Annotated in this window: 21 protein-coding genes and 1 other RNA gene; 10 read left to right on the top strand and 12 right to left on the bottom strand. The window is 62.8% G+C overall.

Translation table 11 applies throughout. The features are described 5' to 3' along the window. Positions 1–18: 18 nt before the first annotated feature. The 4 genes from AC19YR_RS11400 to AC19YR_RS11385 all read right to left on the bottom strand — a co-directional run bounded on the left by AC19YR_RS11400 (position 19) and on the right by AC19YR_RS11385 (position 4,425). Positions 19–1,236, bottom strand: a complete 1,218-nt coding sequence (locus AC19YR_RS11400; protein WP_500598549.1) for a 2-octaprenyl-3-methyl-6-methoxy-1,4-benzoquinol hydroxylase — start codon at positions 1,234–1,236, stop codon at positions 19–21. Positions 1,237–1,324: 88 nt separating this feature from the next. Then, the gene (ubiH, locus tag AC19YR_RS11395; RefSeq protein WP_095108717.1) at positions 1,325–2,512 is read right to left on the bottom strand and encodes a 2-octaprenyl-6-methoxyphenyl hydroxylase; all 1,188 of its coding nucleotides are present in this window, start codon (positions 2,510–2,512) and stop codon (positions 1,325–1,327) included. After that, a complete protein-coding gene (pepP, locus tag AC19YR_RS11390) occupies positions 2,509–3,843 on the bottom strand; it encodes a Xaa-Pro aminopeptidase (protein WP_095108715.1) in 1,335 nt (444 codons plus the stop codon). The genes ubiH and pepP overlap by 4 nt, the downstream gene beginning before the upstream one ends. Positions 3,844–3,870: 27 nt before the next feature. Then, complete coding sequence (locus AC19YR_RS11385) at positions 3,871–4,425, bottom strand: YecA/YgfB family protein (protein WP_095108714.1); 555 nt, start codon at positions 4,423–4,425, stop codon at positions 3,871–3,873. Between the two features lie 128 nt (positions 4,426–4,553). Here AC19YR_RS11385 and AC19YR_RS11380 point away from each other — a divergent pair, with 128 nt between their 5' ends. The 4 genes from AC19YR_RS11380 (at position 4,554) to AC19YR_RS11365 (ending at position 5,979) form a co-directional block, all read left to right on the top strand. Continuing rightward, complete coding sequence (locus AC19YR_RS11380; protein WP_017125437.1) at positions 4,554–4,763, top strand: TIGR02449 family protein; 210 nt, start codon at positions 4,554–4,556, stop codon at positions 4,761–4,763. Further along, a complete protein-coding gene (locus AC19YR_RS11375) occupies positions 4,760–5,077 on the top strand; it encodes a cell division protein ZapA (protein WP_095108713.1) in 318 nt (105 codons plus the stop codon). Before AC19YR_RS11380 ends, AC19YR_RS11375 begins: the two co-directional genes overlap by 4 nt. A gap of 30 nt (positions 5,078–5,107) precedes the next feature. Continuing rightward, positions 5,108–5,286, top strand: a non-coding RNA gene (ssrS, locus tag AC19YR_RS11370) — 6S RNA. A gap of 87 nt (positions 5,287–5,373) precedes the next feature. Then, positions 5,374–5,979, top strand: a complete 606-nt coding sequence (locus tag AC19YR_RS11365; protein WP_095108712.1) for a 5-formyltetrahydrofolate cyclo-ligase — start codon at positions 5,374–5,376, stop codon at positions 5,977–5,979. A gap of 19 nt (positions 5,980–5,998) precedes the next feature. Here AC19YR_RS11365 and AC19YR_RS11360 read toward each other — a convergent pair whose 3' ends face one another. Beyond that, a complete protein-coding gene (locus tag AC19YR_RS11360; RefSeq protein WP_095108711.1) occupies positions 5,999–6,145 on the bottom strand; it encodes a hypothetical protein in 147 nt (48 codons plus the stop codon). 185 nt (positions 6,146–6,330) lie between these two features. Between AC19YR_RS11360 and AC19YR_RS11355 the strand changes: the two genes are divergently transcribed. From AC19YR_RS11355 to AC19YR_RS11340, 4 genes are all read left to right on the top strand, one after another. Then, complete coding sequence (locus tag AC19YR_RS11355; RefSeq protein ID WP_095108710.1) at positions 6,331–6,780, top strand: EVE domain-containing protein; 450 nt, start codon at positions 6,331–6,333, stop codon at positions 6,778–6,780. Between the two features lie 146 nt (positions 6,781–6,926). Then, on the top strand, positions 6,927–7,892 hold the full coding sequence (locus AC19YR_RS11350; protein WP_095108708.1) for an HlyD family secretion protein: 966 nt from the start codon (positions 6,927–6,929) through the stop codon (positions 7,890–7,892). Further along, positions 7,889–10,633, top strand: a complete 2,745-nt coding sequence (gene rbbA, locus AC19YR_RS11345; protein ID WP_500598477.1) for a ribosome-associated ATPase/putative transporter RbbA — start codon at positions 7,889–7,891, stop codon at positions 10,631–10,633. Before AC19YR_RS11350 ends, rbbA begins: the two co-directional genes overlap by 4 nt. Continuing rightward, a complete protein-coding gene (locus tag AC19YR_RS11340) occupies positions 10,633–11,751 on the top strand; it encodes an ABC transporter permease (protein ID WP_095108705.1) in 1,119 nt (372 codons plus the stop codon). Before rbbA ends, AC19YR_RS11340 begins: the two co-directional genes overlap by 1 nt. Before the next feature lie 68 nt (positions 11,752–11,819). Here AC19YR_RS11340 and AC19YR_RS11335 read toward each other — a convergent pair whose 3' ends face one another. Next, positions 11,820–12,230, bottom strand: a complete 411-nt coding sequence (locus AC19YR_RS11335) for a flagellar basal body-associated protein FliL (protein ID WP_095108703.1) — start codon at positions 12,228–12,230, stop codon at positions 11,820–11,822. A gap of 168 nt (positions 12,231–12,398) precedes the next feature. On the opposite strand from AC19YR_RS11335, the gene AC19YR_RS11330 reads away from it, so the two are divergent. Continuing rightward, positions 12,399–13,376: an NADPH:quinone oxidoreductase family protein gene (locus AC19YR_RS11330; RefSeq protein ID WP_095108702.1), complete on the top strand. Its 978-nt coding sequence runs from the start codon at positions 12,399–12,401 to the stop codon at positions 13,374–13,376. Positions 13,377–13,602: 226 nt separating this feature from the next. Here the strand turns inward: AC19YR_RS11330 and AC19YR_RS11325 are convergent, their stop codons facing one another. The 6 genes from AC19YR_RS11325 to AC19YR_RS11300 all read right to left on the bottom strand — a co-directional run bounded on the left by AC19YR_RS11325 (position 13,603) and on the right by AC19YR_RS11300 (position 20,640). After that, entirely contained in the window at positions 13,603–14,271 is a 669-nt protein-coding gene (locus tag AC19YR_RS11325) for a gamma-glutamylcyclotransferase (protein WP_095108700.1), read from the bottom strand. 201 nt (positions 14,272–14,472) lie between these two features. After that, a complete protein-coding gene (locus AC19YR_RS11320; protein ID WP_095108699.1) occupies positions 14,473–15,441 on the bottom strand; it encodes a CDP-6-deoxy-delta-3,4-glucoseen reductase in 969 nt (322 codons plus the stop codon). Beyond that, the gene (gene ubiD, locus AC19YR_RS11315; RefSeq protein WP_095108698.1) at positions 15,441–16,907 is read right to left on the bottom strand and encodes a 4-hydroxy-3-polyprenylbenzoate decarboxylase; all 1,467 of its coding nucleotides are present in this window, start codon (positions 16,905–16,907) and stop codon (positions 15,441–15,443) included. Before ubiD ends, AC19YR_RS11320 begins: the two co-directional genes overlap by 1 nt. A gap of 141 nt (positions 16,908–17,048) precedes the next feature. Beyond that, positions 17,049–18,308 (bottom strand): transcription termination factor Rho, encoded by a 1,260-nt coding sequence (rho, locus tag AC19YR_RS11310; RefSeq protein WP_095108697.1) that lies wholly within the window; start codon positions 18,306–18,308, stop codon positions 17,049–17,051. A gap of 232 nt (positions 18,309–18,540) precedes the next feature. After that, on the bottom strand, positions 18,541–18,870 hold the full coding sequence (trxA, locus tag AC19YR_RS11305) for a thioredoxin TrxA (protein WP_003206727.1): 330 nt from the start codon (positions 18,868–18,870) through the stop codon (positions 18,541–18,543). A gap of 276 nt (positions 18,871–19,146) precedes the next feature. Then, a complete protein-coding gene (locus tag AC19YR_RS11300) occupies positions 19,147–20,640 on the bottom strand; it encodes an aldehyde dehydrogenase (RefSeq protein ID WP_095108696.1) in 1,494 nt (497 codons plus the stop codon). Between the two features lie 237 nt (positions 20,641–20,877). Between AC19YR_RS11300 and AC19YR_RS11295 the strand changes: the two genes are divergently transcribed. Next, positions 20,878–21,240 carry a cupin domain-containing protein gene (locus AC19YR_RS11295; protein WP_095108695.1) on the top strand — a complete coding sequence of 121 codons (363 nt, stop codon included), beginning with the start codon at positions 20,878–20,880 and terminating at the stop codon, positions 21,238–21,240. Positions 21,241–21,349: the final 109 nt, after the last annotated feature.

Raw genomic sequence — 21,349 nt, 5'->3', positions numbered from 1 at the left:
CGCTCAGATATTGCCCACTCAAGCCTTGGCCAGCTCCGGCAGGTCGCCGCTCAGGCCCAGGGCCTGGCGCACGAACAGGGCCTTGGCCTCGGGCATTTGCTCGACCATTTTCAGCCCGGTGTTGCGCAGCCAGCGCAGCGGCAGTTGGTCGGCTTGGAACAGGCGTTCGAAGCCTTCCATCGCGCTCATCAGCGCCAGGTTGTGGGGCATGCGCCGACGCTCGAAGCGGCTGAGGACTTTCACGTCCGCCAGGCGCTCGCCACGGCTGGCGGCGTTGAGCAGCACCTCGGCCAGCACCGCCGCATCGAGAAAGCCCAGGTTGACGCCCTGCCCGGCCAACGGGTGGATGGTGTGCGCCGCGTCGCCGATCAGCGCCAGGCCTTCGGCCACATAGCGCTTGGCGTGGCGCTGGCGCAGGGGCACGCACAGCCGCCCGTCGGCACTGAGCACCGTGCCCAGGCGTCCTTCAAAGGCGCGCTCCAGTTCGCGGCAAAAGGCCTCCTCGTCCAGGGCCATCAAACGTTCGGCTTCGCTGGGTGTGGTGGACCAGACGATGGAGCACCAGTCTTGCTGGCCATCACGCGTCAACGGCAGAAAGGCCAGCGGCCCGGTGTCGGTGAAGCGCTGCCACGCGGTCATTTGGTGCGCCTTGCTGCTGCGCACGCTGGTAACAATGGCGTGGTGCAGGTAATCCCATTCGCGGGTCGCGCACCCGGTGAGGCGGCGCACGGCGGAGTGGGCGCCATCAGCGGCAATCACCAGGGGCGCGCGCAAGGTGCGGCCATCGGCCAGGGTCAGCAGCCAGTCGTCGCCGGAGCGGCGCATCTGCTCCAGGCGCGCGTTGGCCAGCAGGCCCAGGTCGCAGGCGTGCAGGCGCTCCAGCAAAGCGTCCTGGACCACGCGGTTTTCGACGATATGGCCCAGCACCTCGGCATGCACGCTGGCCGCCGAGAAGTGGATCTGCCCGGTGCCGCTGCCGTCCCACACGTGCATCTGGTTGTAGGGGCTGGCGCGGCGGTGGGCGATGCCGTCCCAGGCGCCGAGGCGTTCGAGAATCCGCTGGCTGGCGGCCGACAAGGCGCTCACCCGTGGCTCGAAGGGGGCCAGGGGGTCGAAGGGTTTGACGCTCAGAGGGCTGCCGTCGATCAACAGCACCTCCAGGCCACTGCCCTGCAACGCCAGCGCCAGGGCGCTCCCGACCATTCCGGCCCCGACAATCAGCAGATCTGCGCGCATGTCCATGCTTTAAGCCTGTCTCGCGGGCGACTTGCGTCGCACCTAAAGGGTTGTAGTGAGCCGCGCCGGCACACGCCGGGCGCGCAACTTAGATATCGGGCCGGGTGCCCAGGCCCATGGCCTGGCGGGCGAACCAGCGTTTGGCGGGCGGCAGTAGGTCGAGGCCCAGCAGGCCAAGGTTGCGGCCAAACGACACCAAGGGTTGGGTGCTGCCGAACAGGCGCGTGACCTGGTCGGAAAAGCCCACGGTGAGCTGCTGATCGAGGCGCTGGCGCTCGCGATAGGCTTGCAGCGTGGGGAAGTCACCCGGTGGCAATTCACTGGCCAGCAAGGCATCGGCCAGGGCCTGGGCATCGCGCAGGGACAGGTTGAAGCCCTGCCCGGCGATGGGGTGCAGGCTGTGGGCCGCGTTACCCAGCACCGTCAGATGGGGCCGCACTTGCTCTTCGGCCTCCACCAGCGTCAGCGGGTAGAGGTGCCGCGCGCCGACGTGCTTGAGGGTGCCGAGGCGGTAGCCGAACACGCCCTGCAATTCGCTCAAGAAACTGCGCTCGTCCAGCTCCGCCAAGCGCTTGGCGTCCATGCCGACGCGGGTCCAGACCAGCGCGCAGCGGTTTTCCGGCAGCGGCAGCAGGGCCATCGGGCCGTCGTCGGTGAAGCGCTCGAAAGCCATGCCGTTATGGGCTTCGCTGGGGGTGACGTTGGCGATCAGCGCGCTTTGGTTATAAGGGCGCTGGCGCACACCGATGCCCAATTGCTCACGCAGCCCCGAGCGGCCACCGTCGGCCAATACCGCGAGGTCGCATTCAAGGGTGGTTTCGTCGTCCAGGGTGAGGCGATAGCCATCGGCCAGCGGCTCCATGCGGGTGACATGGGCCGGGCACCGCCAACTGATGACGTCCTTGTCCAGGCCCTGCCACAGGCATTGGCCGAGCCAGGCGTTTTCCACCACGTAGCCCAGGGCCGGCACACCTTCTTCCATCGCCGACAGCCGCGCGGTGGAAAACCGCCCGCGGTCGGACACGTGGATTTGCTTGATCGGCTCGGCGCGGCGCGAGACTTCCTGCCACAGGCCCAGGCGTTGGTAGATTTGCTTGGCGCCATAGGACAGCGCCGAGGAGCGGGCGTCATAGCTGGGTTGGTAGCTGTCGCCGGGGGCGAAGGGTTCGATCAGGACGATTTTCCAACCGCGGGCCTTGGCCCCGGCCTGCAACGCCAGCGCCAGGCTCGCGCCCACCAGGCCACCGCCGATGATTGCCAGATGAACGCGGCTCATGCCACAGGCACCCGGGCAGCGGCCATCAAGGCCTCGATGGCGGCGACGGTTTTCGGTACGCCGCCGGTCAGGATTTCACAACCTTGTTTGGTCACTACCACGTCATCCTCGATGCGCACGCCAATGCCGCGCCATTTCTTCGCCACGTTGAGGTTGTCGGGCGCAATGTAGATGCCCGGTTCCACCGTCAGCGCCATGCCGACTTCCAGCACGCGCCATTGCCCGCCTACGCGGTACTCGCCTACGTCATGCACGTCCATGCCCAGCCAATGGCCGGCGCGGTGCATGTAAAACGCCTTATAGGCCTCGCTGGCGATCAATTCGTCCACTTCACCCTGCAACAGCCCAAGCTCCACCAGCCCGGTGGTTATCACCCGAACGGTGGCCTCGTGGGCCTGGTTCCAGTGTTTATTGGGCGCGATCTGGGCAAAAGCGGCCTCCTGAGACGCCAGCACCACTTCGTAAATGGCTTTCTGCTCAGGAGAAAACTTGCCGTTGACCGGCCAGGTGCGGGTGATGTCGCTGGCGTAGCAGTCGATCTCGCAGCCCGCGTCGATCAGTACCAGGTCGCCGTCCTTGAGCAGTGCGTCATTCTGCTGGTAATGCAGGATGCAGCTGTTGCGCCCGGCGGCCACGATGGAGCCGTAGGCGGGCATTTTCGCCCCGCCCTTGCGGAACTCGTAATCCAGCTCCGCTTCCAGGCTGAACTCGTGCAGCCCCGGCCGACTGGCCTGCATGGCACGGACGTGGGCCTGGGCGGAAATCCGCGCCGCTTCGCGCATCACCTTCACTTCTGCCGCCGATTTATACAGGCGCATGTCGTGGAGCAGATGATCCAGGGCAACGAATTCGTTCGGTGGCTGGGCGCCAAGGTGCGCTTTAGAGCGGATGACGTTGATCCAGTCCATCAGGTGGCGGTCGAATTCCGGGTTGCTGCCCATGGCCGAATACACCCGGTCGCGGCCTTCGATCAGGCCCGGCAGGATGTCGTCGATGTCGGTGATGGGAAAGGCGTCATCGGCGCCAAAGTCGCGGATCGCGCCTTCCTGGCCGGCGCGCAAACCGTCCCACAACTCGCGCTCGGCGTTGCGCTCGCGGCAGAACAGCAGGTACTCGCCGTGCACCCGGCCGGGCATCAGGACCAGCACGGCCTGGGGCTCGGGGAAGCCGCTGAGGTATTGGAAATCGCTGTCCTGGCGGTAGACGTGCTCGACGTCGCGGTTGCGGATCGCCACCGCGGCGGCGGGCAGGATCGCGATGCTGTTGGGTTCCATCTGCGCCATGAGCGCCTTGCGGCGGCGGGTGTATTCCGATTTCGGGATATGGATCATGGGCAGACGGGGTTCCCTCTCACGCGGTCAATGCAGCGACGGTTTGGCGGCCGACTCGTCGGTTTTCTTGGTTTCGGTGAACAGCAGCAGCGGCGCCACACGCAGGTATTCCATGACTTCCATGTAGTCGCTCTCGCCGTCATCGGACTCTTCGAGGGCGTCCTGCACCTGGGCGATGGCAGCCAGGTCCTGCAGCACTTCGGTGGCTTCGGTGCTCAACGCGTAGGCGCGGCGGGTAAGGCCGAAACCGGTGAGGAAGCCCTGGCACCATTGGCCCAGCGCAGCGGCACGGTCGGCCAGGGGTGCGTCGTCGGTGGGCAACAGCAGCACAACAGTCATGTCGTCGCCGGTCAGCTCGCCCTTGACCATCTCCTGCAAGCCGATCAGAGCATTGCGCACGTTGTCCTGCGGTTCGCCTTCGAGCAGTTCGGCGGCGTCGGCCAACCAACTGTCGGCTTCAAAGCCCGCGCCGGCGCAACTGCGCCCCAGCAACAGGCCATGCAGTTCGGCAGGCGAGACGGGGTGGCCACTGGTGGTGAGCAGGGTGGCGAAGGCTTGGTACGGGGAATTCTGAATGGGCATGGGCTGCTAGGCGCCAAGCGGCGCTATGTCTAGAATGAAGGGCTTGTATCCTACAACGACAGACTCGCCAAGACCATTAAAGGCTGCCCGGCAGTTGCCGCCCATCAGACACATTTTTAGTGGACACAATGGAAGACACCGACCTGCACGCGCTGATGGCCAGACTCGAATTGCTAATTACCCGAGTCGAGCAACTAAAGAGCCAGAACGGACTCCTATTAGCTCAGGAAAAGACCTGGCGCGAGGAACGCGCGCACCTCATTGAAAAAAACGAAATCGCCCGGCGTAAGGTCGAATCGATGATTTCGCGCCTCAAGGCCTTGGAGCAAGACTCATGAGTTCAAGCAATAGCGTCACCGTGCAGATCCTCGACAAAGAGTATTCCGTCAGTTGCTCCCAGGAAGAGCGCAGCCACCTGCTGGCCGCCGCCCGTTACCTGGACGACAAAATGCGCAAGATCCGCAGCAGCGGCAAAGTCATCGGCGCCGACCGCATCGCCGTAATGGCCGCGCTGAATATCACCCACGACCTGCTGCACAGCCAGGAACGCCCGGACGTGCAGGCCAGCGGCTCGACCCGCGAGCAGGTGCGCGACCTGCTCGACCGTGTCGACCAGGCGTTGTCCAACGACCCGGACGTCAGCAAAGGCTGAATGATGTCACCGCTTGGGGTATACTCGCGCCACTCCCTGGGGTGCTTGCCAGCTGGCGATGTCCCTGAGCCGATTCGCACTACCCTGGAAGTTGCACGTTGGGCTGGTGTGCATGTCCGCTAGACGGAAAGCCTTAAAGCCTACTGCATCTTCCACCTTGAACTTTCGGGTTCAAGGGCTAAGTCGGCAGCGGTTCATCCAGGGAGCCTGAATTCAATCCAATGCCAGTTCTCGCAACTGGCATTGTTTTATCACCGGCATGCCCAGCGGGCGGCCCACCTCGACAGCCGATCACCATGACCGAACCTGCGCCGCTTTCACGCCCGCAACTTCGACGCATGCTGCGCCGCGCCCGCCGCGCCCTCACCGCCCGCCAACAGCGCCGGGCGGCGCACGGGTTGTACCGGCAACTGGCGCAACACCCGGTTTGGCGCCGGGCCCAACATATTTCCCTGTACTTGCCCACCGACGGTGAAATCGACCCGCGCCTGCTGCTGCGCGCGGCCCAGCGGCGCGGCAAGGCCACCTACCTACCGGTACTCAGCGCCTGGCCACGCACGAAAATGGCATTCCAACGCGTTCGCCCCGGCGAAAAGCTCAAGCCCAACCGCTTTCGCATCCTCGAACCGCGGGTCAATGTCGCCCGCCAGCGCAAGGCCTGGGCCCTGGACCTGGTGCTGTTGCCGTTGGTCGGCTTCGATGAAACGGGCGGGCGCCTGGGGATGGGCGGCGGGTTCTACGACCGCAGCCTCGCGTACCTGGCGCGCCGCAAAAGCTGGCGCAAGCCGACGCTGCTGGGGCTGGCCCACGAATGCCAAAAGGTCGAAAAGTTGGATCAGGCCAGTTGGGACGTCCCGCTGCAAGGCACGGTAACCGATCGCAAATGGTACGTGGCGCGGTAGGCGCCTGGGGAGAGGTGGTTCAGCGCTTGAAGCCGGGAGCCTGCTGGGTCACTTCAATCGGCGCATCGACTTTGTTGGCCCACAGGCTCTGTGCATAACCGGTGGTCACGACGCCCAAACCGAACAAAATAACCAAAACCCAGAGCAAATCCGGTTTGCGTTTCATCGATTGCCCCCCTCAAGGCAGATCACACACGATGACAGCATCGGTTTCCGTTTATAGGCCGTGCAGCAGCGTCAAGCTTAAAAGTCCGGCATTCTGCGATAACGTGAACTGACACGCAAACCTTGACGTCAACCGACTGTCGGTTTGTCATAAAATTCGCGCATTTGCCCTTTCAGGAGTGCCCCATGGCCTATTGGCTGATGAAATCCGAGCCGGACGAACTCTCGATCCAGGACCTGGCGAAGCTCGGCCAGACCCGGTGGGATGGCGTGCGCAATTACCAGGCACGCAACTTCTTGCGGGCCATGGCCGCGGGTGACGAGTTTTTCTTCTACCACTCAAGTTGCCCTGAACCGGGCATCGCGGGAATCGGGCGCATTGTCGCAGGCGCCTACCCGGACCCCACGGCCCTCGACCCGCAAAGCCATTACTACGACATCAAGGCCAGCGCCGAGAAAAACCCCTGGAGCGCACTGGACGTGGCCCACGTCGAGACGTTCCCCAAGGTTTTGGGCCTGGGCTACCTCAAGCAACAGGCCGAACTGGCCGAAATGCCCCTGGTGCAAAAAGGCAGCCGCCTCTCGGTGATGCCGGTGACCGCCGCGCAGTGGGCGGCAGTGCTAGCCCTGCGCTGAACGGGCGAGAACTCGCCAGTCACATCCAAGGCCCATGCATCCTGCGCACAATCGGGGTAGGCTTGCCCCTCATTTGACTGATATCAACTCGCCAGAAGTGCGAACCAGCCAAACTTGGACGCTACCGCTGCAGGATGCCTTCCCCTATGTCGACAAACCATCGCTCATCTCGTCTCTTCGCCTGTTCGCTCCTGGTTCTACTGGTGGGCGCCGGTGCCTTTGGCTACTGGAAATCCTCCCAGGATCGCCTGCCCGAAGGCTTGAGCATGGGCAATGGCCGACTGGAAGCCACCGAAGTGCAGATCGCCAGCAAGATCCCCGGGCGGCTGGCCGAAGTGCGTGTCGATGAAGGCGACAAGGTGCTCAAGGGCCAACTGCTGGCACGCATGGACACCCGCACCCTCGAAGCCCAGCGCAACCAGGCCGAAGCCGAAGTGATACGCGCCCAGGAAAACTTCTCCGCGGCCCAAGCCAACGTACTGTTGCGCCAGAGCGAACAACTGCTGGCCCATCAGGAACTGGGCCGCTCCCAGGAGCTGTTCAAGCGTGGCTTCGCCAGCCGCCAGATCATCGACCAGCAACAGGCCCGCCTCAACACCGGCAATGCCGCCGTGCTCGCGGCACAAGCCCAGGTCGCGGCGGTCAAGGCCGCCATCACCGCCAGCGAGGCGCAGGTGGCGCAACTGACCAGCGAAATCGATGACAGCAGCCTGCGCGCGCCCATCGACGGCATCATTCAATTGCGCCTGGCCGAACCGGGCGAAGTGCTCGGCGCCGGCGGGCGGGTGTTGCTGTTGATCGACCCCAACGACCAATACATGAACCTCTACCTGCCCGCCTCGGTCACCGGGCGCCTGACCGTGGGCGACGAAGGCCGCATCGTGCTCGACGCCCTGCCCAACCAACCGCTACCCGCGCGCATCAGCTTCGTCGCCGCCAAATCGCAGTTCACCCCCAAAGAGGTGGAAACCCGCGACGAGCGGCAAAAACTGGTGTTTCGCGTCAAGCTGAAACTGACCCAACCCAGTGCCGTGCCCCAGGCGAAACCGGGCATGCCCGGCGCCGGCTATGTACGCACGGCGACCGTGGACTGGCCGGCTAACCTGCAATGAGCGCCCTGGCCCTGCAAGCCGTCGGCCTCAACCACCGCTACGGCAAACAGCAAGCCCTGATCGACATCGCCTTCAGCCTGCCCAGCGGCACGCGCTGCGGGCTCATCGGCCCGGACGGCGCGGGCAAGTCCAGCCTGTTGGGGCTGATCGCCGGGGTAAAGAAACTCCAACAGGGCCAACTCGACGTCCTCGGCGGCGCCATCACCCAGCGCCGCCACCGCAACAGCCTCTACCCGCGCATCGCCTTCATGCCCCAGGGCCTGGGCGGCAACCTCTACCCGGAACTGTCGATCAGCGAAAACATCCGCTTTTTCGCCACCCTGTTCGGCTTGTCGAAGGCCGAATGCGACGAACGCATGCACAGCCTGCTGCTGGCCACGGACCTGGCCAGTTTCGCCGAGCGCCCGGCGGGCAAGCTCTCGGGCGGCATGAAGCAGAAGCTGGGCCTGTGCTGCGCGTTGATCCACGAGCCAGACCTGCTGATCCTCGACGAACCCACCACGGGCGTCGACCCGCTGTCACGCCGGCGTTTCTGGGAGTTGGTGGACGACGTGCGCCGCCAGCGCCCGCAACTGACCCTGCTGGTGGCCACCGCCTACATGGAAGAGGCCGAGCAGTTCGAACACTGCCTGATGCTCGACCGCGGCAAATTGATCGCCGACGGGCTGAGCGCCGAACTGGCCTCGGTCACCCCCAGCGGCAAGCTCGACGAAGCCTTCACCTACTTCCAGGGCGACAGCGCCCACAACAGCAAGCCGTTGGTGATCCCGCCACGGGTCAGCGACAACGCCGAAATCGCCATCGAGGCCCACGACCTGACGCTGCGCTTCGGTGATTTCACCGCAGTGAACAAGGTCAGCTTCGCCATCGGCCGCGGCGAGATTTTCGGTTTCCTCGGCTCCAACGGCTGCGGCAAGACCACCACCATGAAGGTGCTGACCGGCCTGATGCCCGCCACCGAAGGCAGCGCCACGCTACTGGGCAACCCGGTCAACGCCAAGGACCTGGCGACCCGCAAGCGCGTGGGTTTCATGTCCCAGAGCTTCTCCCTGTACGGTGAACTCAGCGTGCGCCAGAACCTGGTGCTGCATGCCCAGTTGTTCGACCTGCCCAAGGCCGAAAGCGGCCCGCGTATCGAGGAGTTGATCCAACGCTTTGGCCTGGGCGACATGGCCGAGCAACAGTCCGGCGCCCTGCCCCTGGGCGTGCGCCAGCGCCTGTCGTTGGCGGTGGCGGTGCTGCATCGCCCGGAAGTGCTGATCCTCGACGAACCCACTTCCGGCGTCGACCCGGCGGCCCGCGACGACTTCTGGCGCCTGCTGATCGAGTTGTCCCGCGAGCAAGGGGTGACGATTTTCCTTTCCACCCACTTTATGAACGAAGCCCAGCGCTGCGACCGCATCTCCCTGATGCACGCCGGCCGGGTGCTGGCCTGCGATACGCCCGAGGCGCTGCAGCGCCAGTTCCACGGCGATACCTTGGAGGCCGCCTTCGTGCGCTGCCTGGAAGACGCGCAGAAGCAACCCGAGGCACCGGCCAGCAGCCCTCCCGCGAACGCCAGCACTGGCACGCCTGGCGCCCACAAGAGCGAGCCGCTCCCCGTGGGTAAGCGCGGCTTCAGCCTGGCGCGCCTGATCGCGGTGGCCAGCCGCGAAGGCAAGGAGCTGATGCGCGACAAGGTGCGCCTGGCGTTCGCTCTGCTGGGGGCGATTTTCATGATGGTGATTTTCGGCTACGGCATTTCCCTGGACGTGGAGAAACTCGCCTTCGCCGTCTACGACCAGGACCAGACCCCGCAAAGCCGCACCTACCTGGAGGCGTTCCGCAGCTCGCGCTACTTTGCCGAGCAGGCGCCGATCCAGGATGCCAAGGAGCTGCACCAACGCTTGCAGCGCTCGGAAATCAAACTGGCGCTGGAGATCCCGCCCGGTTTCGGCCGCGACCTCTACGCCGGGCGGCAACCGGCGGTGGCGGCGTGGCTCGACGGCGGCATGCCGTTTCGCGCCGAAACCAGCCGCAACTACGTAGAAGCAGTGCACCAGGCCAACCTCGTGCAACTGGCCGAGCAGAGCAGCCCGGCGCTGGCAGCGATGCCTGCGGCCAAACTGGAAACCCGCTTTCGCTACAACCAGGATGTGGTCAGCGTCAACGCCATCGGCCCCGGCGTGATGGCGCTGATCCTGGCGTTTATCCCGGCCATGCTCACCGCCCTGGGCATCGTGCGCGAGAAGGAGTTGGGTTCGATCACCAACTTCTATGCCACGCCACTCACGCGCCTGGAGTTTCTCTTGGGCAAACAGGCGCCGTACCTGGCCGTGAGCCTGATTAACCTGGCGCTGCTGGCGGCGATGAACCGCTGGCTATTCGGTGTGCCATTCAAGGGCAGCGGCCTGACCCTGGCCCTGGGCGGCACCTTGTACGTGCTGGCGACCACCAGCATGGGCCTGCTGATCTCGGCGTTCACCCGCACCCAGATCGCGGCGATCCTGGGCACCATGATTATCACCAGCCTGCCGACCATTCAGTTCTCCGGGCTGATCGTGCCGCGCTCGTCCCTGGAAGGCGCGGCGGCGGCCATGGGCATGCTGTTCCCGGCCGGCTACTTCCTCGACATCGCCGTCGGCACCTTCACCAAGGCCCTGGACGTGCGCCAGTTGTGGCCGCAATGCCTAGCGTTGGTCGGGTTCTTCCTCGGGTTCACCGGGCTGAGCCTGGTCATGCTGAAAAAGCAGGAGGCCTGATGCACGCGTTCGCCCACATCCTGCGCTTGGGGCTCAAAGAGCTCACCAGCCTGCGCCACGACAGCGTTCTGCTGCTGTTCTTGATGTACGCCTTCACCGTGGCCATCTACATGCCCGCCGCCGGCTCGGTGATTGGCGTGCACAACGCCAGCGTGGCCCTGGTGGATGAAGACCACAGCCACCTCTCGCGCCTGCTCGCCGAATCCCTGCAACCGCCGGAATTCCAGAGCGCCGTGCTGCTGCCCTACGATCAGTTGGACAAGGTCATGGACAGCGGCCAATACACCTTTGTCATCAACGTGCCGGCCAATTTCCAGGCCGACCTGCTGGCCGGGCGCGCCCCGGCGGTGCAGGTCAACGTTGATGCCACGGCCATGAGCCAGGCGTTCATGGGCGCCGGCTATATCGGCCGGATCTTCCAGCGCGAACTGCTCAACTACGCCAGCCCCAGCGAATCAGCCAACAAAGCCCCGGCACTGCTGACCGCCCGTGCACTGTTCAACCCCAACCTGGAGGGCGGCTGGTTCTTGGCGGTGATCCAGATCGTCAACAACATCACCATCCTGGCCATCGTGCTCACCGGCACCGCGCTGCTGCGCGAACGCGAACACGGCACCCTCGACCACTTGCTGGTGCTGCCGCTGACCGCGCTGGAAATCATGCTGGCGAAAATCTGGAGCAACATGCTGGTGGTAGTGCTGTGCACCTGGGTGTCGCTGGAAGTGATCGTCAAGGGCGCCCTCGGCGTGCCGTTGGCGGGCTCGTTGACCCTGTTTCTGCTGGTCACGGCGCTGTATCTGTTCGCCAGCACCGCATTAGGGATATTCCTCGCCACCCTGGCGCGCTCGACCCCGCAATTCGGCTTGCTGGCGATCCCGGTCATCATCCCGATGCTGCTGCTGTCGGGCGGCAGCACGCCGCTGGACAGCATGCCGCAATGGCTGCAATGGGTGATGCAGGGCTCGCCCTCGACCCACTTCGTCAGCCTCAGCGCGGCGATTCTGTTCCGCGACGCGGGGGTGAGCGTGGTGTGGCCGGACTTGCTGGCATTGGCGGGGATCGGGCTGCTGTTCTTCGCCATTGCCCTGGCGCGGTTTCGCAAGAGCCTGGCGTCTTGAAGGTGAGCAACGGGCACTAGGCGCGCGGTGCGCTTCAGCGCGGGCGAGCCCGCTTGCTACACGGCGGGTTATTGGATGATGAGGTTGTTGAACAGCAGGTCATCGACCATGGGCTTGCCAGTTTCGTCGTTCATCACTTGCTGGGTTTGCTTGAGCGCTTCCTGGCGCAGCTTTTCCTTGGCCTCGACGTTGCTCATGGTTTCGGTGGTTTGCTGGGAAAACAGCGCCACCAGTTGATTGCGGATCAACGGCTCGTTGGCCTTGACCGCTTTGGCCGCCTCCTCGCCCGTCACGCGCAGGGCCACGTCAGCCTTGAACACCTTGAGCTTGGGGCTGCCGTCCAGGCCATAGTTGCCGACGAAGGGCGGGGTCAGGCTGATATAGCTGACTTTCGGCGCCGCGCCTTCTTTGGCTGCTTCCTCGGCCATCGCGGCCGTGGGCAGAGACAGGGCCAGCAGCAACAGGATCCACGCTTTCACAATTCACTCCTTATCCGGTTTGAGGCCTATGGCCACACTGGCCACTAGGATAGCGATCCGCCACTTAAGTACAAGCTTATGGCCAGCTATCAGGGCCGGGCATGCTCGTTGACCGCCCGACACCCACACCTACACTTATCGGCCATCACTCCCAAAGGAATAGCCCTGATGAAAGCCGTGCTGTGCAAAGCCTTCGGCCCCGCCGAAACGCTGGTGCTGGAAGACGTCGCAAGTCCCGAGCCCAAGAAGAACGAAATCCTGCTCGAGGTACATGCCGCCGGGGTCAACTTCCCGGACACCCTTATCATCGAGGGCAAGTACCAGTTCAAACCGCCCTTCCCGTTTTCCCCGGGCGGCGAGGCCGCGGGCGTGGTCAGCGCCGTGGGCGAGAAGGTCAGCCACCTCAAGGTTGGTGACCGGGTCATGGCCCTGACCGGGTGGGGCAGCTTCGCCGAACAAGTCGCGGTGCCGGGCTACAACGTCCTGCCGATCCCCGCCGCCATGGACTTCAACACCGCCGCCGCCTTCAGCATGACCTACGGCACCTCCATGCACGCCCTCAAGCAGCGCGCCCACCTGCAACCGGGCGAAACCCTGCTGGTGCTCGGCGCCTCTGGTGGCGTGGGCCTGGCCGCCGTGGAAATCGGCAAAGCCATGGGCGCACGCGTGATCGCCGCCGCCAGCAGCGAAGAAAAACTCGCCGTGGCCAAAGCCGCCGGCGCCGATGAACTCATCAACTACACCACCACTAACCTCAAGGACGAAATCAAACGCCTCACCGACGGCAACGGCGCCGACGTGATCTACGACCCGGTGGGCGGCGACCTCTTCGACCAGGCTATCCGCGCCATCGCCTGGAACGGCCGCCTGCTGGTGGTGGGCTTCGCCAGCGGGCGTATCCCCGAACTGCCGGTCAACCTCGCCCTGCTCAAAGGCGCGGCGGTGGTCGGCGTGTTCTGGGGCTCCTTCGCCCAACGCCAGCCCCAGGACAACGCCGCCAACTTCCAGCAACTGTTCGGCTGGTTCGCCGAAGGCAAGCTCAAACCCCTGGTCTCGCAGCTCTACCCTCTGAGCAACGCCGCCCAAGCCATCAACGACCTCGGCCAACGCAAAGCCGTGGGTAAAGTAGTGGTGCAGGTGCGTTGATCGGTGGTTGGAGGGCCCGGGCTGCCGTAGGGGTGGCTCGGGCTCCCCTCTTACAAGCCATCGCTTGTCCGCCAGGACAACTAACCCACATCCCTCCCCCGGTTTTTCACACTGCTCTAGCCTCTCTGCAATGGCGCGCCCGCTCATCAAACATATGTTTTCGAGTGGGCTCTAACGCGCTATCTGGCAAAGCACCCGTCAACGCCCAGAAAGGAGGAGTTAGCCGTCAGATACTGGCCGCCAGCGTCTGTTGTGCCACGTCGCGGCAGCGCTTGAGGCGGGCTTCCAGGTTACGGTCAGGCATGGCGTGGCTGCGTAGGGCATTGACGGTTTGCTCGACGTAGTCACGGGTGGTGCCATAACGGCCGCAGGCACTTTCGAAGACTTGGCTCAGCACGCTGTCGGGCAGGTTGCCGGCGTAGCTGGGCAGGTGGCGCTCCAGTACGAACCCCAGGGCCTGCACGCGCGTACCGTCTTCAAGACGGCAGTTGAGCCAGTGGGGTCGGTAGGACGGCACGGGCATTTCGCGCTGCCAGAGGGCGTAGAGGGAATCTTGCAATTGCTCTTGCGGGAGTCGGTAGGCGAAGCCGCTGCACGAGCCGCCGCGATCCAGGCCGAAGACCAGGCCGGGGCGTTCCGGTGTGCCACGGTGTTCGTGGGACCACAGGTAAAGGCCGCGATGATAGCCATGGACCCGGCCGCGCACCCGTTCCACCGCCGAGCATTCGGGGCGCCAGATCAACGAGCCGTAGGCAAACAGCCACACCGGGCCACCGCGATGGCGGGCCAGGGTGGCCTGCATCGAGCTCATCAGTTGTTCGTGGGTGAGGGGCGACCCCAGATCGAGCCGCGGCGGATAAACCGGATTCACAAGAGCAGATTCAATGGCACTCATGGCGAATAGCGTTGAGCTCCCCGCAGTGAAGAATTACTTAATAGAACGCACCGCTGTAACAATAAGGCACATAAGTTTTAAGGCAAATTAAGTGCCATGGCACAGTTTTTAAATTCAACCTTTGTTTTATATAGCCTAACGATATCTATCCATTTGAATAAATACCGATCAGCTATATAGGGAGTTATAACGCGCCAGGATTCAGTCGCGAGGAGCGTAGGCAAATACATCCGCACGCATTTGGTGGGGGTCCATGCCGGCGTCCACCAGGGCATCGAGGGTGGCGTAGATCATTGCCGGCGAGCCGCTGCCATAGACGTAAACCGAGGACAGGTCCTGGATGTCTTCGCACACCGCCTCATGCAGCATGCCGCAGCGCCCGTCCCAGCCACACAGGTCACTGACCACTTTGTGCAGGTAGAGGTTGGGCAGTTGCTGCCATTGGTCCCAGTGTTCGATGGCGTAGAAATCTTGCGGGCGGCGCACGCCCCAGTACAGATGCACCGGATGCTTGAAGCCCTTGGCGCGGCAGTGCTCGATCAGGCTGTGCATCTGCGCCATGCCTGTGCCGGCCGCGATCAGCACCAGGGGGCCGTCCGGCAGTTGCGACAAGTGAGTGTCGCCAAACGGCATTTCCACTCGCACCAATGGGTTGCGTTGCAGTTGCTCGATGAGGGTTTGCGCACTGGCTTCACGCACCAGTACATGGAGTTCCAGATCCCGCCCGGCGTGGGGGGCGGAGGCCAGGGAGAAGGCCGATTTCTCGCCATTCTCGCGCTCCAGCATCAGGTACTGCCCGGCGTGGTAACGCGGCGCTTTGCCGGCCGGGGTGCGCAAGCGCACACGCCAGACATCGCCGCCCACCTCCACGCACTCACTGACCTGACACGACAGGCTGCGCACCGGCAGTTCTCCCAGCGCAAGCACGCCATCCCACAGCACGATGCAGTCTTCCAGCGGCTCGGCAATGCAAGTGTAGAACTCGCCGTGGTCGCGCACCGCGCCGGCCTGTTGCACGCGGCCTTCAACCAGCAGCGCGGCGCACACGTGACAATTGCCATTGCGGCAGCTTTGCGGGCATTCGTAGCCCAGGCGCCGTGCGCCATCGAGGATCCGCTCGCCGGGCAATATCTCAAGCACTGCTCCGGAGGGCTGCAAGGTTACACGCATCAATCTATTCCTAACTGATTCCAGATGGCATCGATCCGGCGGGTGACCGCCTCGTCCTTGACGATAACCCGCCCCCACTCGCGGGTGGTTTCACCGGGCCATTTGTGGGTGGCATCCAGGCCCATTTTCGAGCCCAGGCCGGACACCGGCGAGGCGAAGTCCAGGTAGTCGATCGGCGTGTTGTCGATCATCACCGTGTCGCGCTTGGGGTCCATGCGCGTGGTGATGGCCCAGATCACGTCGTTCCAGTCCCGGGCATTGATGTCGTCGTCGGTGACGATAACGAACTTGGTGTACATGAACTGCCGCAAAAACGACCAGACCCCCAGCATCACGCGCTTGGCGTGCCCCGGGTACTGCTTCTTTATGGTCACCACCGCCATGCGGTATGAACAGCCTTCGGGCGGCAGGTAGAAGTCGGTGATTTCCGGGAACTGCTTTTGCAGGATCGGCACGAACACTTCGTTCAGCGCCACGCCGAGGATCGCCGGCTCATCGGGCGGGCGGCCAGTGTAGGTGCTGTGGTAGATCGGCTTGATACGGTGGGTGATGCGCTCGACGGTAAACACCGGGAAGCTGTCGACTTCGTTGTAGTAGCCGGTGTGGTCGCCGTAAGGGCCTTCGTCGGCCATTTCACCAGGGTGGATCACGCCTTCGAGGATGATCTCGGCGGTGGCCGGCACTTGCAGGTCGTTGCCGCGGCATTTCACCAGCTCGGTGCGGTTGCCACGCAACAACCCGGCGAAGGCGTATTCGGAAAGGCTGTCGGGCACCGGGGTGACGGCACCCAGGATGGTGGCCGGGTCCGCCCCCAGCGCCACGGAAACAGGGAACGGCTGGCCCGGATGTTTTTCACACCATTCGCGGTAATCCAACGCACCGCCGCGATGGCTCAGCCAGCGCATGATGACCTTGTTGCGGCCAATCACCTGCTGGCGGTAGATGCCCAGGTTCTGGCGGTCCTTGTTCGGGCCTTTGGTGACGGTCAGGCCCCAGGTAATCAGCGGGCCGACATCGCCAGGCCAGCAGGTCTGCACGGGCAGCATCGCCAGGTCGACGTCGTCACCTTCGATGACCACTTCCTGGCACACCGCGTCTTTGACCACTTTGGGGGCCATGGCGATGATCTTGCGGAAGATCGGCAGCTTGGACCAAGCGTCTTTCAGGCCCTTGGGCGGCTCCGGCTCCTTGAGAAAGGCCAGTAATTTGCCGATTTCGCGCAGCTCGCTGACCGCTTCGGCGCCCATGCCCAGGGCCACGCGCTCGGGAGTGCCGAACAGGTTGCCGAGCACCGGGATGTCGTAGCCGGTGGGGTTTTCAAAGAGCAGGGCCGGGCCTTTGGCACGCAAGGTGCGGTCGCAGACCTCGGTCATTTCCAGCACAGGAGACACCGGAACCTGGATGCGCTTGAGTTCGCCGCGCGTTTCCAGACCGCTGATAAAGTCGCGCAAGTCGCGATACTGCATGCTTGAGCCTCGTTTTGGCCGTGGCGTTCGGGGCACGAGTTTAGCGCCGAAGCCAACTGTTACGAATAGTGAGCTGCCCGATGATAAAGGGTCAGACAGCAAAAAGCCGGGTTTCCCCGGCCTTTTGCGGTCCCGCTCGAATTACTTGCGTTTCATCGACAGGAAGAACTCATCGTTGGTCTTGGTCTGTTTCAGCTTGTCGATCAAGAACTCGATAGCCGCGACTTCGTCCATCGGGTGCAGCAGCTTGCGCAGGATCCACATGCGCTGCAACTCGTCGTCGGCGGTCAGCAACTCTTCGCGGCGGGTGCCGGAACGGTTGATGTTGATGGCCGGGAAGACGCGTTTTTCCGCGATCTTGCGATCCAGAGGCAGCTCCATGTTGCCGGTGCCCTTGAACTCCTCGTAGATCACTTCGTCCATCTTCGAGCCGGTTTCAACCAGCGCGGTGGCGATGATGGTCAGCGAACCGCCTTCTTCGATGTTGCGCGCAGCGCCGAAGAAACGCTTCGGTTTTTCCAGGGCGTGGGCATCGACACCACCGGTGAGGACCTTGCCGGAGCTCGGGATCACGGTGTTGTAGGCACGGGCCAGACGGGTGATGGAATCGAGCAGGATCACCACGTCCTTTTTGTGCTCGACCAGGCGCTTGGCCTTCTCGATCACCATTTCGGCAACCTGCACGTGGCGGGTTGGCGGCTCGTCGAACGTCGAGGCAACCACTTCGCCGCGCACGGTGCGCTGCATTTCGGTCACTTCTTCCGGGCGCTCGTCGATCAACAGCACGATCAGATGAACTTCCGGGTTGTTGCGCGCAATATTGGCGGCGATATTCTGCAGCATGATCGTCTTGCCCGCTTTCGGCGGAGCCACAATCAGGCCGCGCTGGCCCTTGCCGATGGGCGCACACAGGTCGATCACGCGACCAGTCAGGTCTTCGGTGGAACCGTTGCCGGCTTCCATTTTCATGCGCACGGTCGGGAACAGCGGGGTCAGGTTCTCGAAGAGAATCTTGTTCTTCGCGTTCTCGGGACGATCAAAGTTGATCGTATCGACCTTGAGCAGTGCGAAATAACGCTCGCCTTCCTTGGGAGGGCGGATCTTGCCAACGATGGTGTCACCGGTGCGCAAGTTGAAACGGCGGATCTGGCTCGGCGAGACGTAGATGTCGTCGGGGCCCGCCAGATAGGAGGCGTCAGCGGAGCGCAGGAAGCCGAAGCCGTCCTGGAGAATCTCCAGCACGCCATCACCGGAGATTTCCTCGCCGCTTTTCGCGTGCTTTTTGAGCAGAGAGAAAATCACGTCCTGCTTGCGCGAACGGGCCATATTTTCTATGCCCATCTGTTCGGCCAATTCGAGCAGTTCGGTAATCGGCTTTTGCTTGAGTTCAGTCAGATTCATATAGGAATGACGTAATCATTTATGGAGGGGGGGGAAATTAAGCTTTTGGCTTAATGAGGCCGCGCCGCGGAGAAGGCGACAGGATCGCGTACTAATCGAAAGGAGAGCGTCGGCGACGGCTTGCAGGGGGCAATGGAGAAACCAGTGCGGGGCCGAATGTAACACCTGAATTTAGGAGCGTCTAGCCCTGAACAATGAAAAGCCCCGCAATTTGCGGGGCTTTTCATCAGGCTTAGATGTTGGCGTCGAGGAAGGCTGCTAACTGCGACTTAGACAGCGCACCGACCTTGGTGGCTTCGACATTGCCGTTCTTGAACAACATCAGCGTCGGGATACCACGCACGCCATGCTTGGCTGGCGTTTCCTGGTTTTCGTCGATGTTCAGCTTGGCAACGGTCAGTTTGCCTTTGTAGGTTTCAGCAATCTCGTCCAGGACTGGCGCGATCATTTTGCAAGGGCCACACCACTCAGCCCAGTAATCGACCAATACAGCGCCTTCGGCCTTGAGTACGTCAGCCTCGAAGCTAGCGTCGCTAACGTGTTTGATAAGATCGCTGCTCATGGAAGTCTCCAGGTTGTAAGCAAAAAAACGTGGCCCATCATAGCCGCCCTTCCCCCGTTCAGGAAGCCGCAGATGATTGACTATCACTATGGCAATTCATGGCTTTGGGTATAGGGCAATGCCGCACATTCCGCTAATTACAGCAGAAAATTCTGACCGCACCGTAGCCTCGCGCTCGAAGTAAGAGAGGAAGTGAGCTTGATGGCGAAATGCCTCACCAGAAGCACAACAGGCCGCGACATGGGTCGCAGCCTGTTTCTGGGCGGGGTTGCCGGGTTACAACTTGATCCAGGTCGCCTTCAGTTCGGTGTACTTGTCAAAGGCGTGCAGCGACTTGTCACGGCCATTACCGGACTGCTTGAAGCCACCGAACGGTGCGGTCATATCGCCGCCATCGTACTGGTTGACCCACACACTGCCCGCACGCAACGCCTTGGCTGTCAGGTGCGCCTTGGAGATATTGGACGTCCACACCGCCGCCGCCAGCCCATAAGGCGTGTCGTTGGCAATCTCGATGGCTTCCTCGACCGAGTCGAAGGCAATCACCGATAGCACCGGGCCAAAGATCTCTTCCTGGGCAATTTTCATCGCATTGCTGACGCCGTCGAAAATCGTTGGCTCAACATAGGTGCCACCGGTTTCCTGGAGAATGCGCTTGCCACCCACCACCAGTTTGGCGCCATCGCTATGGCCGGACTCGATGTAGGACAGCACGGTGTTCATCTGCTGGGTATCGACCAGCGCGCCGACATTGGTGGCCGGGTCCAGCGGGTTGCCGGGCTTCCAGCCCTTGAGCGCCTCGATCACCAGCGGCAGGAATTTATCCTTGATCGAGCGCTCCACCAGCAGGCGCGAGCCAGCGGTGCAGACTTCGCCCTGGTTGAAGGCAATAGCGCCGGCGGCAGACTCGGCCGCGGCCTGTAGGTCCGGGGCATCGGCAAATACGATGTTCGGGCTCTTGCCGCCCGCCTCCAACCACACCCGCTTCATGTTGGATTCGCCGGAGTAGATCAGCAGTTGCTTGGCGATTTTGGTGGAGCCGGTGAACACCAGGGTATCGACATCGTTATGCAGGGCCAGGGCCTTGCCCACGGTGTGGCCGTAACCCGGCAACACGTTGAGCACGCCCTTGGGAATACCCGCTTCAACCGCCAATGCAGCGATACGGATGGCCGTCAGCGGTGACTTTTCAGAGGGCTTGAGCACCACCGAGTTACCGGTGGACAGCGCCGGGCCGAGTTTCCAGCAGGCCATCATCAGTGGGAAGTTCCACGGCACAATGGCCGCAACCACGCCCACAGGCTCACGGGTAACCAAGCCCAATTGGTCATGGGGCGTGGCAGCCACTTCATCGTAGATCTTGTCGATCGCCTCGCCGCTCCAGCTCAAGGCCTGGGCAGCACCGGGCACGTCGATGCCCAGGGAGTCACTGATGGGCTTGCCCATGTCGAGGGTTTCAAGCAGGGCCAACTCTTGGGCGTTGTCCTTGAGCAGGGCGGCAAAGCGGATCATGGTGGCTTTGCGCTTGCTCGGCGCCAGGCGCGACCACACGCCAGAATTGAAGGTGGCACGAGCGTTTTCCACAGCGCGCTGCGCATCGGCGACGTCACAACTGGCGATGCTGCCCAGCAGCCGGCCATCAACCGGGCTGATACATTCAAAGGTATCGCCGGAAACCGAAGCAGTGTATTCGCCATTGATATAGGCACGGCCTTCGATCTTCAGATCACGAGCACGTTGTTCCCAGTCGGCACGAGTCAGGGTGGTCATACGTGTGTCCTCCTCTTGTTGAATACAGGCGCTGTGCGTTCTATGCAGGCACCTTCAGGAATTCTGCCCGGCCAGCCTTCACATCGGCCCAAGGCAACCGCCACCCTAAACCAGCGGCCGCCAAAGTTTCAATATATTTGACACAAGGCCCCTGCAGCGCCTTGCGATGTTCATTTTAATAAACATAGACTTCGGACTTTTCAGCCATCCGCGCCGCAATCACGGGAGAAAACAGCAATGGGTATCCAAGAGATTGTCGACTTCAGCCAAGCCAATACCCCAGCGGAACGCTATCGCCCCACCGAGGAAAAAATCCTCAAGGGCGACCCACAGCAAACCCTCTACAACCACTACAACAGCCCCTGCGGCCAGATGAACGCGGGCGTATGGGAGGGCGATGCCGGGCAATGGCGGGTCAATTACACCGAACATGAATACTGCGAGATCATCCAGGGCGTCTCCGTCCTGCGTGACGACGACGGCAATGCAAAGACCCTGCGGGCGGGGGACCGATTTGTGATTCCGGCCGGGTTCCGAGGCACCTGGGAAGTGTTACAACCCTGTCGGAAAATCTACGTGGTGTTCGAGCAAAAAGCCTGACGGCGCCTTCACCAGGCAGCATCTGGAAACACTTATGCAGAACCCAGGCCAGGCAATTCATGACTTGGCGACCACACTGTTTTCAGCGCTCTGAAAATCCAATCGCTAC

This window comes from Pseudomonas sp. MF08817 (assembly GCF_059862705.1).
Note: the sequence above shows the minus strand (reverse complement) of the source record. Positions and strands in the feature narration are given on the sequence as shown.

Bases quoted from the DNA above. Each gene is read 5' to 3' on its own strand.
- AC19YR_RS11360 (WP_095108711.1), bottom strand. From the start codon at position 6,145: ATGAAACGCAAACCGGATTTGCTCTGGGTTTTGGTTATTTTGTTCGGT.
- AC19YR_RS11320 (WP_095108699.1), bottom strand. From the start codon at position 15,441: ATGCGTGTAACCTTGCAGCCCTCCGGAGCAGTGCTTGAGATATTGCCC.
- AC19YR_RS11300 (WP_095108696.1), bottom strand. From the start codon at position 20,640: ATGACCACCCTGACTCGTGCCGACTGGGAACAACGTGCTCGTGATCTG.
- trxA (WP_003206727.1), bottom strand. From the start codon at position 18,870: ATGAGCAGCGATCTTATCAAACACGTTAGCGACGCTAGCTTCGAGGCT.
- AC19YR_RS11340 (WP_095108705.1), top strand. From the start codon at position 10,633: ATGCACGCGTTCGCCCACATCCTGCGCTTGGGGCTCAAAGAGCTCACC.
- AC19YR_RS11400 (WP_500598549.1), bottom strand. From the start codon at position 1,236: ATGCGCGCAGATCTGCTGATTGTCGGGGCCGGAATGGTCGGGAGCGCC.
- rho (WP_095108697.1), bottom strand. From the start codon at position 18,308: ATGAATCTGACTGAACTCAAGCAAAAGCCGATTACCGAACTGCTCGAA.
- AC19YR_RS11375 (WP_095108713.1), top strand. From the start codon at position 4,760: ATGAGTTCAAGCAATAGCGTCACCGTGCAGATCCTCGACAAAGAGTAT.
- rbbA (WP_500598477.1), top strand. From the start codon at position 7,889: ATGAGCGCCCTGGCCCTGCAAGCCGTCGGCCTCAACCACCGCTACGGC.
- AC19YR_RS11350 (WP_095108708.1), top strand. From the start codon at position 6,927: ATGTCGACAAACCATCGCTCATCTCGTCTCTTCGCCTGTTCGCTCCTG.
- AC19YR_RS11330 (WP_095108702.1), top strand. From the start codon at position 12,399: ATGAAAGCCGTGCTGTGCAAAGCCTTCGGCCCCGCCGAAACGCTGGTG.
- AC19YR_RS11385 (WP_095108714.1), bottom strand. From the start codon at position 4,425: ATGCCCATTCAGAATTCCCCGTACCAAGCCTTCGCCACCCTGCTCACC.
- AC19YR_RS11355 (WP_095108710.1), top strand. From the start codon at position 6,331: ATGGCCTATTGGCTGATGAAATCCGAGCCGGACGAACTCTCGATCCAG.
- AC19YR_RS11325 (WP_095108700.1), bottom strand. From the start codon at position 14,271: ATGAGTGCCATTGAATCTGCTCTTGTGAATCCGGTTTATCCGCCGCGG.
- pepP (WP_095108715.1), bottom strand. From the start codon at position 3,843: ATGATCCATATCCCGAAATCGGAATACACCCGCCGCCGCAAGGCGCTC.
- ubiH (WP_095108717.1), bottom strand. From the start codon at position 2,512: ATGAGCCGCGTTCATCTGGCAATCATCGGCGGTGGCCTGGTGGGCGCG.
- AC19YR_RS11295 (WP_095108695.1), top strand. From the start codon at position 20,878: ATGGGTATCCAAGAGATTGTCGACTTCAGCCAAGCCAATACCCCAGCG.
- AC19YR_RS11380 (WP_017125437.1), top strand. From the start codon at position 4,554: ATGGAAGACACCGACCTGCACGCGCTGATGGCCAGACTCGAATTGCTA.
- ubiD (WP_095108698.1), bottom strand. From the start codon at position 16,907: ATGCAGTATCGCGACTTGCGCGACTTTATCAGCGGTCTGGAAACGCGC.
- AC19YR_RS11365 (WP_095108712.1), top strand. From the start codon at position 5,374: ATGACCGAACCTGCGCCGCTTTCACGCCCGCAACTTCGACGCATGCTG.